Here is an 18,930-nt window from a genome sequence, read left to right on the forward strand (position 1 = left end):
TATATTTTATGAACGATCCCGAAGCATTATTGCATTATCTCGACGTATTACTAAAAGAAAACAATTTTACCAAAGCCGCTCGCGAGTTATATATTTCCCAGCCTTATTTAACTCAACTCATTAAAAGAATTGAAAAGCGCCTTGGTACGCAAATTATCAACCGCGATCACGTGCCTTTTTCGCTGACTGAAGCTGGAATGATTTACTACAAATATTTAGAAAACATTTCCTACAACGATCAGCAGCTCGAGCGTGAACTTGCACCCTTTACCCAACCTAATAAAGAGATTATTAAGGTGGGCATTTTAGAGAGCTTAGGTACTTTTTTATTACCTCGACTTCTTCCAAATTTCTTAAAAGAAAATCCTACAGTTGAAATTCAATTATTTGAAAATTCACCTCGTACAAATGAAACTAAATTGCTTAATGGTGAAATTGATTGTTACATCGGTCAAACACCTAAAACCATTTCTCGTGATTTAACTTATTCTGTTAAAGATGGTGAACAGTACTATGTAGTCATTCCTCAGAGCTCGTCATTTTTCCAATCTGGCAAGTTTATTTTGGAACCAAGTAGTCTGGACCTGAAAGAAGTTTTACAGGATCCTATGGTCTTAAGCTCCTCTGAGTCGGCCATTCGCCATCAAGTTAACGGGCTTTTTCAAAAGTTCCATATTAAGCCTAATATTGTATTAGAAAGTAAAAGTATCATCACAACTACCGAATTAGCATTGCGTGGTGTAGGCTTAACTATCTCTTCAGCTAGCATTTTAACCAAAATGCGGCAAACACCGATCAACTTACTACCTATTGATGAAAATCTGATCTACATTCAATTCTTCATTGCCACTCAAACAAATAAAGATTTGTCTCCTGCACTACAAAGATTAATCACTTGCTTTAAAAAACTTAATCTTAAATCAAGCATCTAAAAAAAGACCGAGGATAATTCCTTGGCCTTTTACTTACTACTTATTTAGATACCCAAAAAGAGGCCCGGCGGCCTCCTTCTTCCGTGCTCCGGCTGTCAGACTCGAACTGACGACATCTTGATTAACAGTCAAGCGCTCTACCAACTGAGCTAAGCCGGAATATTAAAAAAGAGCACGGCAGCTTCCTTTCCTCGCAGGCAGTTGCCCACCAACTACTTTCGGCGTTAAGAAGCTTAACTTCTGTGTTCGGCATGGGAACAGGTGTATCCTTCTTGCTTTCGCCACCGTACTCTTTTGAGCTACTACGCTCAAAACTAAACATAATCTTTCGCAAAAAAACTTTTCAGATCGCTTCGCTTTGGTCAAGTCCTCGACTGATTAGTACTGGTCCGCTCCATTCTTCACAGAACTTCCACTCCCAGCCTATCTACCTCATCGTCTCTGAGGTGTCTTACTGCTTACGCAAAGGAAATCTCATCTTGAGGGGGGCTTCGCACTTAGATGCTTTCAGCGCTTATCCCTTCCGCACATAGCTACCCAGCGATGCTCCTGGCGGAACAACTGGTACACCAGCGGTGCGTCCATCCCGGTCCTCTCGTACTAAGGACAGCTCCTCTCAAATTTCCTACGCCCACGACGGATAGGGACCGAACTGTCTCACGACGTTCTGAACCCAGCTCGCGTGCCGCTTTAATGGGCGAACAGCCCAACCCTTGGGACCGACTTCAGCCCCAGGATGCGACGAGCCGACATCGAGGTGCCAAACCTCCCCGTCGATGTGAACTCTTGGGGGAGATAAGCCTGTTATCCCCAGGGTAGCTTTTATCCGTTGAGTGATGGCCCTTCCATACGGTACCACCAGATCACTAAGCCCGACTTTCGTCCCTGCTCGAGTTGTCTCTCTCACAGTCAAGCTCCCTTATACCTTTACACTCTGCGAATGATTTCCAACCATTCTGAGGGAACCTTTGGGCGCCTCCGTTACACTTTAGGAGGCGACCGCCCCAGTCAAACTGCCCACCTGACACTGTCCCTGGCCTGGCTTACAGGTCGAGGTTAGAGCATCCTTCAAACAAGGGTAGTATCCCAACATTGCCTCCTGCAAGACTAGCGTCCTGCATTCCTTGGCTCCTACCTATCCTGTACATGTTTAAAAGATACTCAATATCAAGCTACAGTGAAGCTCCATGGGGTCTTTCCGTCCTGTCGCGGGTAACCCGCATCTTCACGGGTATTATAATTTCACCGAGTCTCTCGTTGAGACAGTGCCCAAATCATTACACCTTTCGTGCAGGTCGGAACTTACCCGACAAGGAATTTCGCTACCTTAGGACCGTTATAGTTACGGCCGCCGTTTACTGGGGCTTCAATTCAAACCTTCGCTTGCGCTAAGCTCTCCTCTTAACCTTCCAGCACCGGGCAGGTGTCAGCCTCTATACGTCATCTTACGATTTTGCAGAGACCTGTGTTTTTGATAAACAGTTGTTTGGGCCTATTCACTGCGGCTAACCACTCTCATGGCCAGCACCCCTTCTTCCGAAGTTACGGGGTCATTTTGCCGAGTTCCTTAACGAGAGTTCTCTCGCTCACCTTAGTGTTCTCCACTCGACTACCTGTGTCGGTTTGCGGTACGGGTATGTTCTCTCTGGCTAGAAGCTTTTCTTGGCAGTGTGACTACATCACCTTCGCTACTTTTACTTCGCTACTCATCACAGCTCATGTTGCTGGTTAGAAGCATTTGACTCTTAACCGCACTCGCTGCTTGAACATCGATCCAGCTCGATGCGTGTTTCGCCTCCTGCGTCCCTCCATTGCTCATAACGATTGAACACAGTACAGGAATCTCTACCTGTTATCCATCGACTACGCCTCTCGGCCTTGCCTTAGGTCCCGACTTACCCTGGGCGGACGAGCCTGCCCCAGGAAACCTTAGTCTTTCGGCGGATAGGATTCTCACCTATCTTTCGCTACTCATACCGGCATTCTCACTTCTAAGCGCTCCAACTATCCTCTCGATTAGCCTTCGCCGCACTTAGAACGCTCTCCTACCACGTGCTCTTTAAAACACATCCACAGTTTCGGTACTATGCTTAGCCCCGGTAAATTTTCGGCGCAGCGCCACTCGACTAGTGAGCTATTACGCACTCTTTGAATGATGGCTGCTTCTGAGCCAACGTCCTAGTTGTCTACGCAACTCCACATCCTTTTCCACTTAGCATAGATTTGGGGACCTTAACTGGTGATCTGGGCTGTTTCCCTTTCGACTACGGATCTTATCACTCGCAGTCTGACTCCCGTGTATGGATATATGGAATTCGCAGTTTATCTGGATTCAGTAACCCCTGACGGGCCCCTAGTCCAAACAGAGCTCTACCTCCATTATCCTCTCCACGAGGCTAGCCCTAAAGCTATTTCGGAGAGAACCAGCTATCTCCAAGTTCGTTTGGAATTTCACCGCTACCCACAACTCATCCCCGCAATTTTTAACTTACGTGGGTTCGGCCCTCCAGTGCGTTTTACCACACCTTCAGCCTGGTCATGGGTAGGTCACTTGGTTTCGGGTCTACGTCAACTAACTTCTCGCCCTATTCAGACTCGCTTTCGCTCCGGCTCCGTCTTTTCTGACTTAACCTCGCTAGTTAACGTAACTCGCCGGTTCATTCTACAAAAGGCACGCCATTGCACTTTAATGTGCTTTGACTACTTGTAGACACACGGTTTCAGGTTCTCTTTCACTCCCCTTCCGGGGTTCTTTTCACCTTTCCCTCACGGTACTGGTTCACTATCGGTCACTAATTAGTATTTAGCCTTGCGAGATGGTCCTCGCGGTTTCAACCGGGATTCCTCGTGTCCCGGCCTACTCAGGATTCTGCTAGGCGCGCTTGCAATTTCGCTTACGGGGCTCTCACCCTCTCTGGCTTACCTTCCCAGATAATTCTGCTATCACTTACGCTGCCACGTCGCAGTCCTACAACCCCAAATGATAAATCACTTGGTTTGGGCTCTTTCCTCTTCGCTCGCCGCTACTAAGGAAATCGATTTTTCTTTCTCTTCCTGCAGCTACTTAGATGTTTCAGTTCACTGCGTATTCCTTTGAATGACTATCTATTCATCATTCAATAATGCATCGCTGCATTGGGTTCCCCCATTCGGACATCTCCGGATCTTAGCGTACTTACCGCTCCCCGAAGCTTTTCGTAGTTCGTCACGTCCTTCATCGGCTTTTAGTGCCTAGGCATTCACCGTGCGCCCTTTTCTACTTGACCTTACTCAAGAATTCTCTTCTCGGTCGCTCTACAATCTGTTCTCTTTGATTGTCTCGGTTTTTTGCTTGGATTATATTCAGTTTTCAATGTACTAACTCCTGACTTCTTTCGAAGCCAATGGAGGCTAACGGGTTCGAACCGATGACCTCCTGCGTGCAAAGCAGGTGCTCTCCCAACTGAGCTAAGCCCCCAAGCATTTTTTAAGCCAGACATAACTGTAACTCTTTTTGCTCGTTATGTCAATGGGCCTAAATGGACTTGAACCATCGACCTCACGCTTATCAGGCGTGCGCTCTAAACCAGCTGAGCTATAGGCCCGACTAACGCTTGGCGTTTATTCTTTTTCTGAGGTACTACCCTCAAAACTAAACAAAGTTTCTCAGTGTGCTTCCGCTTGCTCTGGATACTTCTCTTAGTATTTCTACTCTCCATATCCTTCGCTTCCTTAGAAAGGAGGTGATCCAGCCGCAGGTTCTCCTACGGCTACCTTGTTACGACTTCACCCCAGTCATCTGCCCTGCCTTAGACGGCTCCTTCCCGAAGGTTAGGCCACCGGCTTTGGGCATTGCAGACTCCCATGGTGTGACGGGCGGTGTGTACAAGGCCCGGGAACGTATTCACCGCGGCGTGCTGATCCGCGATTACTAGCGATTCCAGCTTCGTGCAGTCGAGTTGCAGACTGCAGTCCGAACTGAGAACAGCTTTCAGAGATTCGCTTGCCTTCGCAGGCTTGCTTCTCGTTGTACTGCCCATTGTAGCACGTGTGTAGCCCAGGTCATAAGGGGCATGATGACTTGACGTCATCCCCACCTTCCTCCGGTTTGTCACCGGCAGTCTCATTAGAGTGCCCAACTTAATGCTGGCAACTAATAACAAGGGTTGCGCTCGTTGCGGGACTTAACCCAACATCTCACGACACGAGCTGACGACAGCCATGCACCACCTGTCTTAGCGTCCCCGAAGGGAACTCCATATCTCTACAGATTGCACTAGATGTCAAGACCTGGTAAGGTTCTTCGCGTTGCTTCGAATTAAACCACATGCTCCACCGCTTGTGCGGGCCCCCGTCAATTCCTTTGAGTTTCAACCTTGCGGTCGTACTCCCCAGGCGGAGTGCTTAATGCGTTAGCTGCAGCACTGAGAGGCGGAAACCTCCCAACACTTAGCACTCATCGTTTACGGCATGGACTACCAGGGTATCTAATCCTGTTCGCTACCCATGCTTTCGAGCCTCAGCGTCAGTTGCAGACCAGAGAGCCGCCTTCGCCACTGGTGTTCTTCCATATATCTACGCATTCCACCGCTACACATGGAGTTCCACTCTCCTCTTCTGCACTCAAGAAAAACAGTTTCCGATGCAGTTCCTCGGTTAAGCCGAGGGCTTTCACATTAGACTTATTTTTCCGCCTGCGCTCGCTTTACGCCCAATAAATCCGGACAACGCTTGCCACCTACGTATTACCGCGGCTGCTGGCACGTAGTTAGCCGTGACTTTCTGGTTGATTACCGTCAAATAAAGGCCAGTTACTACCTCTATCCTTCTTCACCAACAACAGAGCTTTACGATCCGAAAACCTTCTTCACTCACGCGGCGTTGCTCCATCAGACTTGCGTCCATTGTGGAAGATTCCCTACTGCTGCCTCCCGTAGGAGTTTGGGCCGTGTCTCAGTCCCAATGTGGCCGATCAGTCTCTCAACTCGGCTATGCATCGTCGCCTTGGTAAGCCGTTACCTTACCAACTAGCTAATGCACCGCGGGGCCATCCCTTAGCGACAGCTTACGCCGCCTTTCAAAAGCTGATCATGCGATCTGCTTTATTATCCGGTATTAGCACCTGTTTCCAAATGGTATCCCAGACTTAGGGGCAGGTTCCCCACGTGTTACTCACCCATCCGCCGCTCGCTTTCCCAACGTCATTACCGAAGTAAATCTGTTGGTTCCGCTCGCTCGACTTGCATGTATTAGGCACGCCGCCAGCGTTCGTCCTGAGCCAGGATCAAACTCTCATTTTAAAAAGTTTGAAATGACTTCATTTCGATTATTTAAGATCTTTGTCTCAAATTTATTGCTTGCGAATTGACTTCGCTTTTTGTTTGGGTTTTTACACCCGCACACTTTTAGCGAAACTTTGTTCAGTTTTCAAAGTACTACCTCCGTCCGGTTCAACCAGACGGCTTTTATATTTTATCAAACCCTCAAGCCCTTGTCAAGAACTTTTTTGAATTTGTTTTTCGTCATCCGCTCGAGTTATTCATCTCTTGCCTGACGACATTTAAATATATTACCAGCTTCTTCTCCCCTTTGCAAGTACTTTTTTCATTTTATCGATTTTTCCTTTGCTCAGGCTTCTTATTCAAGCTGTGCCGCTTCTCTCGAAACGACTTTATTAAGTTACCCTATTTCTGCTCTTTTTGCAAGTTTGCCCCTTCGTTCGCGTTAATCTGGATACACTAGGATGTGTTGTAACTATTCTTATTCTTCTTCTTTCGGATTTTACTAATTTAATTCCCTTATTCAGAATTTTTAAAATATACTGTTCGGATTTTGCTCATTTTTTGATCAAAATAACACTAAAATTTTCTCAAATTTTTTCAAAAAAATACAAAAAACACCTAATTTTCACTTTTATCTGTGAAAACAGTGTACTTTTTTATTGCTTTTTATCTATTTTCCTTTTTAATTTGTTTTATCATTCAAATCTATCAACACAATATAATTATTTATACTTTATATTTATTATTTCTAAAAGAGGGCAATCAAGAGTAGATAACGACGAATACTCGTCTCAGCATTTTTCTACTGAGACCATTCAATATAATCTAATTTAAAATTCCTAATACCTTTTTAGCCTAAATCATTTTACTTAAACAACTTCATGCATGTTTAAAATTCTTCTTTTCAAATTGGCCTTCAAGTATTTTACTTTACCCCCACTGTTTTTATGCCTCTGGGATCAAAGTGATTGGAATACATAGTCAATTTCGATCAATCCATTAATTCATAAAATTGATCGACCAATCATATCCTCATTATTAATTAAACTTGCCTGGTTTATAGTAACCGTGTCTTGTTAATTATTGGTCTGCAAAAATCTATATAAGTATTAATACTTAGATGCGAGCCTCGCCACAGATTAACTTTATTTGAAAACAAAAAAAGAGGCCCGGCGGCCTCCTTCTTCCGTGCTCCGGCTGTCAGACTCGAACTGACGACATCTTGATTAACAGTCAAGCGCTCTACCAACTGAGCTAAGCCGGAATATTAAAAAAGAGCACGGCAGCTTCCTTTCCTCGCAGGCAGTTGCCCACCAACTACTTTCGGCGTTAAGAAGCTTAACTTCTGTGTTCGGCATGGGAACAGGTGTATCCTTCTTGCTTTCGCCACCGTACTCTTTTGAGCTACTACGCTCAAAACTAAACATAATCTTTCGCAAAAAAACTTTTCAGATCGCTTCGCTTTGGTCAAGTCCTCGACTGATTAGTACTGGTCCGCTCCATTCTTCACAGAACTTCCACTCCCAGCCTATCTACCTCATCGTCTCTGAGGTGTCTTACTGCTTACGCAAAGGAAATCTCATCTTGAGGGGGGCTTCGCACTTAGATGCTTTCAGCGCTTATCCCTTCCGCACATAGCTACCCAGCGATGCTCCTGGCGGAACAACTGGTACACCAGCGGTGCGTCCATCCCGGTCCTCTCGTACTAAGGACAGCTCCTCTCAAATTTCCTACGCCCACGACGGATAGGGACCGAACTGTCTCACGACGTTCTGAACCCAGCTCGCGTGCCGCTTTAATGGGCGAACAGCCCAACCCTTGGGACCGACTTCAGCCCCAGGATGCGACGAGCCGACATCGAGGTGCCAAACCTCCCCGTCGATGTGAACTCTTGGGGGAGATAAGCCTGTTATCCCCAGGGTAGCTTTTATCCGTTGAGTGATGGCCCTTCCATACGGTACCACCAGATCACTAAGCCCGACTTTCGTCCCTGCTCGAGTTGTCTCTCTCACAGTCAAGCTCCCTTATACCTTTACACTCTGCGAATGATTTCCAACCATTCTGAGGGAACCTTTGGGCGCCTCCGTTACACTTTAGGAGGCGACCGCCCCAGTCAAACTGCCCACCTGACACTGTCCCTGGCCTGGCTTACAGGTCGAGGTTAGAGCATCCTTCAAACAAGGGTAGTATCCCAACATTGCCTCCTGCAAGACTAGCGTCCTGCATTCCTTGGCTCCTACCTATCCTGTACATGTTTAAAAGATACTCAATATCAAGCTACAGTGAAGCTCCATGGGGTCTTTCCGTCCTGTCGCGGGTAACCCGCATCTTCACGGGTATTATAATTTCACCGAGTATCTCGTTGAGACAGTGCCCAAATCATTACACCTTTCGTGCAGGTCGGAACTTACCCGACAAGGAATTTCGCTACCTTAGGACCGTTATAGTTACGGCCGCCGTTTACTGGGGCTTCAATTCAAACCTTCGCTTGCGCTAAGCTCTCCTCTTAACCTTCCAGCACCGGGCAGGTGTCAGCCTCTATACGTCATCTTACGATTTTGCAGAGACCTGTGTTTTTGATAAACAGTTGTTTGGGCCTATTCACTGCGGCTAACCACTCTCATGGCCAGCACCCCTTCTTCCGAAGTTACGGGGTCATTTTGCCGAGTTCCTTAACGAGAGTTCTCTCGCTCACCTTAGTGTTCTCCACTCGACTACCTGTGTCGGTTTGCGGTACGGGTATGTTCTCTCTGGCTAGAAGCTTTTCTTGGCAGTGTGACTACATCACCTTCGCTACTTTTACTTCGCTACTCATCACAGCTCATGTTGCTGGTTAGAAGCATTTGACTCTTAACCGCACTCGCTGCTTGAACATCGATCCAGCTCGATGCGTGTTTCGCCTCCTGCGTCCCTCCATTGCTCATAACGATTGAACACAGTACAGGAATCTCTACCTGTTATCCATCGACTACGCCTCTCGGCCTTGCCTTAGGTCCCGACTTACCCTGGGCGGACGAGCCTGCCCCAGGAAACCTTAGTCTTTCGGCGGATAGGATTCTCACCTATCTTTCGCTACTCATACCGGCATTCTCACTTCTAAGCGCTCCAACTATCCTCTCGATTAGCCTTCGCCGCACTTAGAACGCTCTCCTACCACGTGCTCTTTAAAACACATCCACAGTTTCGGTACTATGCTTAGCCCCGGTAAATTTTCGGCGCAGCGCCACTCGACTAGTGAGCTATTACGCACTCTTTGAATGATGGCTGCTTCTGAGCCAACGTCCTAGTTGTCTACGCAACTCCACATCCTTTTCCACTTAGCATAGATTTGGGGACCTTAACTGGTGATCTGGGCTGTTTCCCTTTCGACTACGGATCTTATCACTCGCAGTCTGACTCCCGTGTATGGATATATGGAATTCGCAGTTTATCTGGATTCAGTAACCCCTGACGGGCCCCTAGTCCAAACAGAGCTCTACCTCCATTATCCTCTCCACGAGGCTAGCCCTAAAGCTATTTCGGAGAGAACCAGCTATCTCCAAGTTCGTTTGGAATTTCACCGCTACCCACAACTCATCCCCGCAATTTTTAACTTACGTGGGTTCGGCCCTCCAGTGCGTTTTACCACACCTTCAGCCTGGTCATGGGTAGGTCACTTGGTTTCGGGTCTACGTCAACTAACTTCTCGCCCTATTCAGACTCGCTTTCGCTCCGGCTCCGTCTTTTCTGACTTAACCTCGCTAGTTAACGTAACTCGCCGGTTCATTCTACAAAAGGCACGCCATTGCACTTTAATGTGCTTTGACTACTTGTAGACACACGGTTTCAGGTTCTCTTTCACTCCCCTTCCGGGGTTCTTTTCACCTTTCCCTCACGGTACTGGTTCACTATCGGTCACTAATTAGTATTTAGCCTTGCGAGATGGTCCTCGCGGTTTCAACCGGGATTCCTCGTGTCCCGGCCTACTCAGGATTCTGCTAGGCGCGCTTGCAATTTCGCTTACGGGGCTCTCACCCTCTCTGGCTTACCTTCCCAGATAATTCTGCTATCACTTACGCTGCCACGTCGCAGTCCTACAACCCCAAATGATAAATCACTTGGTTTGGGCTCTTTCCTCTTCGCTCGCCGCTACTAAGGAAATCGATTTTTCTTTCTCTTCCTGCAGCTACTTAGATGTTTCAGTTCACTGCGTATTCCTTTGAATGACTATCTATTCATCATTCAATAATGCATCGCTGCATTGGGTTCCCCCATTCGGACATCTCCGGATCTTAGCGTACTTACCGCTCCCCGAAGCTTTTCGTAGTTCGTCACGTCCTTCATCGGCTTTTAGTGCCTAGGCATTCACCGTGCGCCCTTTTCTACTTGACCTTACTCAAGAATTCTCTTCTCGGTCGCTCTACAATCTGTTCTCTTTGATTGTCTCGGTTTTTTGCTTGGATTATATTCAGTTTTCAATGTACTAACTCCTGACTTCTTTCGAAGCCAATGGAGGCTAACGGGTTCGAACCGATGACCTCCTGCGTGCAAAGCAGGTGCTCTCCCAACTGAGCTAAGCCCCCAAGCATTTTTTAAGCCAGACATAACTGTAACTCTTTTTGCTCGTTATGTCAATGGGCCTAAATGGACTTGAACCATCGACCTCACGCTTATCAGGCGTGCGCTCTAAACCAGCTGAGCTATAGGCCCGACTAACGCTTGGCGTTTATTCTTTTTCTGAGGTACTACCCTCAAAACTAAACAAAGTTTCTCAGTGTGCTTCCGCTTGCTCTGGATACTTCTCTTAGTATTTCTACTCTCCATATCCTTCGCTTCCTTAGAAAGGAGGTGATCCAGCCGCAGGTTCTCCTACGGCTACCTTGTTACGACTTCACCCCAGTCATCTGCCCTGCCTTAGACGGCTCCTTCCCGAAGGTTAGGCCACCGGCTTTGGGCATTGCAGACTCCCATGGTGTGACGGGCGGTGTGTACAAGGCCCGGGAACGTATTCACCGCGGCGTGCTGATCCGCGATTACTAGCGATTCCAGCTTCGTGCAGTCGAGTTGCAGACTGCAGTCCGAACTGAGAACAGCTTTCAGAGATTCGCTTGCCTTCGCAGGCTTGCTTCTCGTTGTACTGCCCATTGTAGCACGTGTGTAGCCCAGGTCATAAGGGGCATGATGACTTGACGTCATCCCCACCTTCCTCCGGTTTGTCACCGGCAGTCTCATTAGAGTGCCCAACTTAATGCTGGCAACTAATAACAAGGGTTGCGCTCGTTGCGGGACTTAACCCAACATCTCACGACACGAGCTGACGACAGCCATGCACCACCTGTCTTAGCGTCCCCGAAGGGAACTCCATATCTCTACAGATTGCACTAGATGTCAAGACCTGGTAAGGTTCTTCGCGTTGCTTCGAATTAAACCACATGCTCCACCGCTTGTGCGGGCCCCCGTCAATTCCTTTGAGTTTCAACCTTGCGGTCGTACTCCCCAGGCGGAGTGCTTAATGCGTTAGCTGCAGCACTGAGAGGCGGAAACCTCCCAACACTTAGCACTCATCGTTTACGGCATGGACTACCAGGGTATCTAATCCTGTTCGCTACCCATGCTTTCGAGCCTCAGCGTCAGTTGCAGACCAGAGAGCCGCCTTCGCCACTGGTGTTCTTCCATATATCTACGCATTCCACCGCTACACATGGAGTTCCACTCTCCTCTTCTGCACTCAAGAAAAACAGTTTCCGATGCAGTTCCTCGGTTAAGCCGAGGGCTTTCACATTAGACTTATTTTTCCGCCTGCGCTCGCTTTACGCCCAATAAATCCGGACAACGCTTGCCACCTACGTATTACCGCGGCTGCTGGCACGTAGTTAGCCGTGACTTTCTGGTTGATTACCGTCAAATAAAGGCCAGTTACTACCTCTATCCTTCTTCACCAACAACAGAGCTTTACGATCCGAAAACCTTCTTCACTCACGCGGCGTTGCTCCATCAGACTTGCGTCCATTGTGGAAGATTCCCTACTGCTGCCTCCCGTAGGAGTTTGGGCCGTGTCTCAGTCCCAATGTGGCCGATCAGTCTCTCAACTCGGCTATGCATCGTCGCCTTGGTAAGCCGTTACCTTACCAACTAGCTAATGCACCGCGGGGCCATCCCTTAGCGACAGCTTACGCCGCCTTTCAAAAGCTGATCATGCGATCTGCTTTATTATCCGGTATTAGCACCTGTTTCCAAATGGTATCCCAGACTTAGGGGCAGGTTCCCCACGTGTTACTCACCCATCCGCCGCTCGCTTTCCCAACGTCATTACCGAAGTAAATCTGTTGGTTCCGCTCGCTCGACTTGCATGTATTAGGCACGCCGCCAGCGTTCGTCCTGAGCCAGGATCAAACTCTCATTTTAAAAAGTTTGAAATGACTTCATTTCGATTATTTAAGATCTTTGTCTCAAATTTATTGCTTGCGAATTGACTTCGCTTTTTGTTTGGGTTTTTACACCCGCACACTTTTAGCGAAACTTTGTTCAGTTTTCAAAGTACTACCTCCGTCCGGTTCAACCAGACGGCTTTTATATTTTATCAAACCCTCAAGCCCTTGTCAAGAACTTTTTTGAATTTGTTTTTCGTCATCCGCTCGAGTTATTCATCTCTTGCCTGACGACATTTAAATATATTACCAGCTTCTTCTCCCCTTTGCAAGTACTTTTTTCATTTTATCGATTTTTCCTTTGCTCAGGCTTCTTATTCAAGCTGTGCCGCTTCTCTCGAAACGACTTTATTAAGTTACCCTATTTCTGCTCTTTTTGCAAGTTTGCCCCTTCGTTCGCGTTGTCATTAGTTCAGATAACTTTTTATCGTTTCATCCTCTTCAGCATAGCAAAAATGCTACCATTAAAATTAATGATAGTATTTTTATTAGCTATAATCCGAACCATCTATTCAAAATATTTTTTCAAAAACTTTATTTTAAATCAAAATTCCTTCGCAATGATCTACTTCATGCTGAATTACCTCCGCAATAAAATCCGTAAACTCTTGCGTCTTTGTACTAAGATTCATGTCTTGATACGTTACGGTAATCGTTCTATAGCGTTTAGTCTTTCGTTCGCCACTCAATGAAAGGCATCCCTCTTCAGTCAAATACTCACCACTCTTTTTTGTAATTTGCGGATTAAGCATAACTAATGGAAGAGGTCCTACATAAAAAGCAATGATTCTTTTATTTTTACCAATCATATTGGCTGCTAGTCCGACGGCCTTATCTCTATTCGCCAAAAGAGTATCTCGCAAATCTTCCGCAACTTTCAAATCTGCACGATTTGCACTCGTCGACTTTTGACTCAAAAAGAGTTGGTCATGAATAATATTTTGCGCTGTCATAAAATCACCTTGTGTCGTTAATATTTTTACTAATTATAATAGATATTTTGGAAGTGAATAAACAGTGAACAACCAAGCATTTCAAAAATTATCGCCTAATCATCCATTAACTAATGAACAAAATAGTTTGATTAACCGAATTATCAAGTTTGCGGCTGCGCATTTACAAAACAAAAACATCCCGGCTGTTTTTACTATCTATGGTGATGCTGGTACTGGCAAAAGTGTGATTCTCTCATCGCTATTTGATCGGATTCAAAAACTAAGCCGCAACAATACTGCACCATTTTCGGGTACGCAAAATTATTTTTTAGTAAATCACCCTGAACTGCTTAAAGTCTATAAACAAATCGCGGGGCCACTACAAGAACTTTATAAAAAAGACTACATGCGGCCTACTTCATTTATTAACCAATTAGATAAAAAGCAAAAGACAGCGGACATCGTAGTAATTGATGAAGCGCATCTGCTTTTATCGCAGCCAGATCATTACAATAACTTCTATCATAATAATCAGCTTGAAGAGATTATTAAACTAGCCAAAGTTGTCGTTCTTGTTTTTGATGAATATCAGGTGCTGCGCATGAAGAGTTTTTGGACTAAAGAGCGTTTGAAACAAATTACGCATCGCTACGCCCACGAAGAATATGTTTTACATCATCAATTTAGGATGACGGCTCCGGATAATCTGATCAACTGGTTTGATGCTTTTACTCAAGGAACTTTGCGGCCACTAGATAAAACCATGTGGCAAAATTATGATTTCCGTATTTTTACCGATGCCGAAAAAATGCGCCAGGAAATCATTAAACGAAATAATGAAGAAGGTCTAGCGAGGGTTCTTTCTACATCCGGCTATCCTTCCACCTTAGACGGCGGCAAACATTACATTAAAGAAGGTAACTTCAAAATGCCGTGGGATCAGTACAATTACACGTCAACGCCATGGGCCGAGATTCCTGAAACCATCAATGAGGTTGGTTCTATTTATACTTGTCAGGGTTTTGATTTAAATTATGCCGGCATCATTATTGGACCGCCAATTAGCCAGGTTCCTCATACTAACAAGCTGCAGGTTAATTTAGACAAAATCACCGATACAGAGATGTTTAAAAAGCGTAACGATCTGACCGATTCTCGAGCTAAGCTTAAATATGAAGAAAAAATGGTACTAAATTCGCTAAATGTTCTTTTCAAACGTGGTATCAAAGGCACTTACCTCTATGCCCATGATCCATATCTGCGACAAACTTTAAATAGCTTGTTCATTCAAGCAAATTGTATGTAAGCCTTTTTGTTTACATTTTCTTAATAATTTTGAACTTGTATGGACCAAGTATCGCGCTAAAATGGAGATTAGGCATGTTTAAGGGAGGCCCTCAAAATTTTTAAGAAAACAATTATCGGGATGGCTGCTGTCACTTTGCTAGGCGTTACAGCACCTACAGTTAAAACAGCAACTCCTGTTCAAGCGAGCACATATCCCAAAACAGAAATGCGCAGTTTTGTACGCAATGTTTTTGCTCAAAACAATAGTCGCGGCAGTGCTGTAATTATCAAAAATGGTCGTCCGCAGCAAATTAGCTACGGCTGGGCTTGGTACGGCAAAAAGATCGGTAACGGAAACGAACAAGTAGTTTATCCAACTGGTTCTCTGCAAAAGATAATTACTGCAGCCATGGTTATTCAATTAATGAATGAAAAATGGCACACCAGCGAGCGTTTTACTCAAAACACCAAAATATCACGTTGGTTCCCTAACCTTAAAAACGCCGACAACATTACAGTCGGTGAATTAATGACCCATACTTCCGGCATTACTGCAACAGGTACCGAAACTGACCGCGGCAGCGATAGTTCCGAAGAAGAAGCCATTAATTGGGCTATCAATAATGCAAATTCCACTGATCCCGGCACTCCCGGAACTTATTCTTACAATAATACAAACTATATTTTGCTTGCCGGCATTATCAGAAAAGTCAGCGGCCAATCTTATGAAGAAAACTTCAACAGACGCATCATTAATAAATTAGGTTTAACCAATACTTATCTTTACCAAAACATCCCTAGCGGAAAAACAGATCCAATTTCTTACACTTGGGACAACGGCAACAACTATCAAGATCCACAATATATAAAAAGATCTTTAGCATCTCAACTTCCAGGTGCAGGTAACATGTTTACCACTCCAATGGATTATTACGAGATTCAAGTTGGTTTAACCAATGGAACCATTTTAAGTAAGTCAGATTTCCATTACCTTACTCACTTAGACAGTAAGGTTAATGATTATTCTGGCGGTGTACATATTGAAAACAACGATACTATTAAATCTGCTTACGGCAATTTAACTGGTACTCACTTCGGTATGTGGTTCGAAATGACAACTGATAATCGCAACGGTTTGATTATGTTCTTAAATCAAACTTCAGGCGATGAAGATGCGCAAAAAGCAATGGGCTTGCAAATTTTGAATCATATTAGGGCTAACACTTTTACAGATGATTAAAACAAAAACAGCTTTCTACAACAGAAAGCTGTTTTTCTTATGCAAATAAATATGTGTACATCTCACTAGTGAGCGGCGTTTCGAATAATAAATTCATCCCTACGGCTGGCTTTTTCTTAGCACCAATCAATTCTTCCTTAACCGACTTAGGATCAATTTTTGCCTCACCTAAATAGAAGAACTGCTTGCCTTCCGCATCACTTCTTTTAACAAACAAGTGAATGTGCATCCCTTCAGTATGTAGCAAGCGCTGCACTTCTTCCGAATTTAAATGACGTGGCACTCTTGTATACCAACGCAAACTTCGACCATTTTCTAACGTATTATTGTAGATTGCGTTGCGCTTTTGATCATCATTCTTCTCATAAGTGATAAACATTGGCGTATCGTGTTCACCAACGCGATAGCCATACATTGGAGCAGAAACATCTTTGGGCCAGTTTAATAAACGGCAAGCATCTTTACGATCATATTGTTGATACAGAGTAAATTGATGCAGATTGTCATACGACTCATTTAATTCCAGCCCCGTTTTAATTACGTCTTCTGCCAATCGTTTAAACCAGTTATTTTGTTTAAGTACGGCGGCTAATTTTTCATTCAGTTCATAATCAAGCAGATTGCTATGCTCAATTAGCGGCAGATCGCCATATTGAGCTTTTTTCGTTGTCTTGCCCTGCTTAACGTCGAAAAATGACAAAGATAAAATGTCTTCAACTGACTGCAACACTGCTTCATTCACATAACCACATTTTTGCAAAAGACTGACGTAGTCTTCTTGCTTTACTTTGCCGTTTTTGAAAAGCAAATCTAGCAAAAGCAATTCATGTATTCTTTTACCATTTAATAATTCCTTGGTCAGAAAAGTTAATACCTGATTTTCATATTTGCTTAGCTCAACAGATTCACCCATTTTTTGTAAAAAGGTCGCATAGTCGTCCAAGCCATGATTATTCGCAAAAACAAGTGGTGATACTGAACCATATTGGTAAAAGTCATACAAAAGCGGAATACGACCAATTTTATTTTTCAATTCTTGATAGCTCTGCCGCAATTCACGCAGGCCATCGAGTTTTACCTGATCTAGCGATGCCAAAATCTTTTCAGAGGCCACTTTACTGAAGTTAATCGTTGAAACATCGATCAGATTTGGCAAGCGAGTCTCTCTTTTAGCTCGGTCTTTGTCACGCGAAGTATCCTGATTTAAGGCGATCGGGATCAAATAATTATTTTTATAGTTACCGATAAAATCAAGCGCCGTCACGAAGTTTTTACCAGGATATTTCCTAAGCCCTCTCCCTAATTGCTGCGTAAAAACAATACTCGACTGCGTGTTGCGCAACATAATAATCTGATTCAAAGACGGAATATCAATCCCTTCATTGAACAAATCAACGGCAATAATATATTCGATTTTTCCGTTAACCAGTTTGGCAATAACTTCGCTCCGGCGTTTTTCACTATCTTCATTAGTCAAAGCAATTGCTGGATGACCTTTTTTAGAAAACAAGTCAGCTAATTCTTTGGCCTCATCCTGTCTGCTGCAAAATACCAATCCTTTGGCTTGCTTGCCGCAATAGCCATAATAATCAATCTCTCTTAAGACATAATCCACACGCTGTTCAGAAACTAAGTAGCGTAAGCCCGTCGTTTCATCAATCGTCTCGCCATCTGCTTCATAATCCTGCACGCCAACATAATGAAACGGCGCTAGCATCTTTTCCTCTAGTGCATCCCGCAAACGAATCTCATAGGCCAAATTATAATCAAAAATTTGGTACACATTTTGTTCATCCATTCGCTCAGGAGTGGCCGTCATCCCTAGTAAAAATTGTGGCTTAAAGTGCGCCAATATCTTTTGATAGCTTGGCGCCGCTGCTCTGTGCGCTTCATCAATCAAAATATAGTCAAATTCATCTTCAGCTAAACTAGCTAACACATCTGGCTGACTTAAAGTCTGTACTGTCGCAAAAATATATTTTCTGTTTAATTCATGATGACTGCCGCTAAGCAAACCAAAATCTTTTTTCGAACCACCAATTACCTTGTAAAAACTTTCAAGCGACTTCTTCGCAATCTGTTGACGGTGGACAACATACAAAAACTTTTTCGGCTTAAAGTCTTTTACAGCAAAAGCACCTAAATAAGTTTTACCCGTTCCTGTTGCGGAAACTACTAACCCGCGCTTTTCGCCGTTAGCAACTAGTACATTCAAATTCTTTAACGCTGCTTGCTGCATCTTATTCGGCGTAATCTTTTCAACGCTTTTACGGACAACATTTGCTTTAGGCTTTACCCAATTTGCTTTGTATTCTTCCAGCCATTCGCTAGTGATATCAAAACTATTTTGCTCAAGCAAAGCAATCTTTTGTGCAAACTGCTTGGTTAAATTCGCTTGTTTATTCGAACTAACTTTTAGCGCCCACTCATAATTATTAAGCAAAGCTGACCGAGTAAAGTTGGCACTGCCTACAACGACAGTTTGGTAATTTTCATGTTCAAATAAATAGCCCTTAGCATGAAAGCCTGCTTTTGTCGCAATTTTAATTTTTAAATTCGGTATCTTCTGCAGCTCTTCAAAAACACGGGGATTATTGAAGTTAAGATAATCGCCTGTAATAATCGTGCCTGAAACGCCCTTATCAGCTAAATCGGCTAGCACCACTTTAAGTGGTACGAGCATATCCTGTGTGATAAAAGCTACTGCCCAAGTAAAACTCCGGCAGCTAGATAATTCTTCGCGTAAAGTAAACCAGATTTTTTCCTGTGCATCATTACCTAAAACTCTCGGTCCAAATAATTCACTGCCAGGATATCGCTCATCCTCAAAACCGTTTAAAATTGCATCCCGCATCACCGTCATGTTTT

General features: G+C 44.6%; 5 protein-coding genes, 6 tRNA genes and 6 rRNA genes. 3 read left to right on the forward strand and 14 right to left on the reverse strand.

The window, feature by feature from the left end:
• The first annotated feature begins 8 nt into the window (after positions 1–8).
• Positions 9–932 carry a LysR family transcriptional regulator gene (locus tag LA20531_RS05575; protein WP_056940743.1) on the forward strand — a complete coding sequence of 308 codons (924 nt, stop codon included), beginning with the start codon at positions 9–11 and terminating at the stop codon, positions 930–932.
• An 86-nt stretch (positions 933–1,018) separates the two neighbouring features.
• Here the strand turns inward: LA20531_RS05575 and LA20531_RS05580 are convergent.
• The 13 genes from LA20531_RS05580 to LA20531_RS05640 all read right to left on the reverse strand — a co-directional run bounded on the left by LA20531_RS05580 (position 1,019) and on the right by LA20531_RS05640 (position 13,553).
• Positions 1,019–1,091: transfer RNA gene (locus tag LA20531_RS05580), tRNA-Asn, on the reverse strand.
• A gap of 13 nt (positions 1,092–1,104) precedes the next feature.
• A 5S ribosomal RNA gene (gene rrf / locus LA20531_RS05585) occupies positions 1,105–1,221 on the reverse strand.
• A 69-nt stretch (positions 1,222–1,290) separates the two neighbouring features.
• A 23S ribosomal RNA gene (locus tag LA20531_RS05590) occupies positions 1,291–4,198 on the reverse strand.
• 118 nt (positions 4,199–4,316) lie between these two features.
• A tRNA-Ala gene (locus LA20531_RS05595) sits at positions 4,317–4,389 on the reverse strand.
• A gap of 52 nt (positions 4,390–4,441) precedes the next feature.
• Positions 4,442–4,516, reverse strand: a tRNA-Ile gene (locus tag LA20531_RS05600).
• Between the two features lie 131 nt (positions 4,517–4,647).
• Positions 4,648–6,211, reverse strand: a 16S ribosomal RNA gene (locus tag LA20531_RS05605).
• Positions 6,212–7,384: 1,173 nt separating this feature from the next.
• A tRNA-Asn gene (locus tag LA20531_RS05610) sits at positions 7,385–7,457 on the reverse strand.
• Positions 7,458–7,470: 13 nt separating this feature from the next.
• Positions 7,471–7,587: ribosomal RNA gene (gene rrf, locus LA20531_RS05615) — 5S ribosomal RNA — on the reverse strand.
• A 69-nt stretch (positions 7,588–7,656) separates the two neighbouring features.
• Positions 7,657–10,564, reverse strand: a 23S ribosomal RNA gene (locus tag LA20531_RS05620).
• A gap of 118 nt (positions 10,565–10,682) precedes the next feature.
• Positions 10,683–10,755 (reverse strand) — tRNA-Ala (locus tag LA20531_RS05625).
• A 52-nt stretch (positions 10,756–10,807) separates the two neighbouring features.
• Positions 10,808–10,882 (reverse strand) — tRNA-Ile (locus tag LA20531_RS05630).
• 131 nt (positions 10,883–11,013) lie between these two features.
• Positions 11,014–12,577 (reverse strand): 16S ribosomal RNA (locus LA20531_RS05635).
• Together the 16S, 23S and 5S rRNA genes with 6 tRNA genes alongside form the textbook arrangement of a ribosomal RNA operon.
• A gap of 562 nt (positions 12,578–13,139) precedes the next feature.
• On the reverse strand, positions 13,140–13,553 hold the full coding sequence (locus LA20531_RS05640; protein ID WP_056940293.1) for a peptide deformylase: 414 nt from the start codon (positions 13,551–13,553) through the stop codon (positions 13,140–13,142).
• 64 nt (positions 13,554–13,617) lie between these two features.
• On the opposite strand from LA20531_RS05640, the gene LA20531_RS05645 reads away from it, so the two are divergent.
• Both LA20531_RS05645 and LA20531_RS05650 read left to right on the forward strand, forming a co-directional pair.
• The gene (locus LA20531_RS05645) at positions 13,618–14,841 is read left to right on the forward strand and encodes a DUF2075 domain-containing protein (RefSeq protein WP_056940294.1); all 1,224 of its coding nucleotides are present in this window, start codon (positions 13,618–13,620) and stop codon (positions 14,839–14,841) included.
• Positions 14,842–15,048: 207 nt separating this feature from the next.
• Entirely contained in the window at positions 15,049–16,062 is a 1,014-nt protein-coding gene (locus LA20531_RS05650) for a serine hydrolase domain-containing protein (protein ID WP_201779577.1), read from the forward strand.
• A gap of 37 nt (positions 16,063–16,099) precedes the next feature.
• Here the strand turns inward: LA20531_RS05650 and LA20531_RS05655 are convergent, their stop codons facing one another.
• Positions 16,100–18,925: a DEAD/DEAH box helicase gene (locus tag LA20531_RS05655; RefSeq protein WP_056940296.1), complete on the reverse strand. Its 2,826-nt coding sequence runs from the start codon at positions 18,923–18,925 to the stop codon at positions 16,100–16,102.
• Between the last annotated feature and the right edge of the window lie 5 nt (positions 18,926–18,930).

This window comes from Lactobacillus amylovorus DSM 20531, assembly GCF_002706375.1.
Taxonomy (GTDB): Bacteria; Bacillota; Bacilli; order Lactobacillales; family Lactobacillaceae; genus Lactobacillus; species Lactobacillus amylovorus.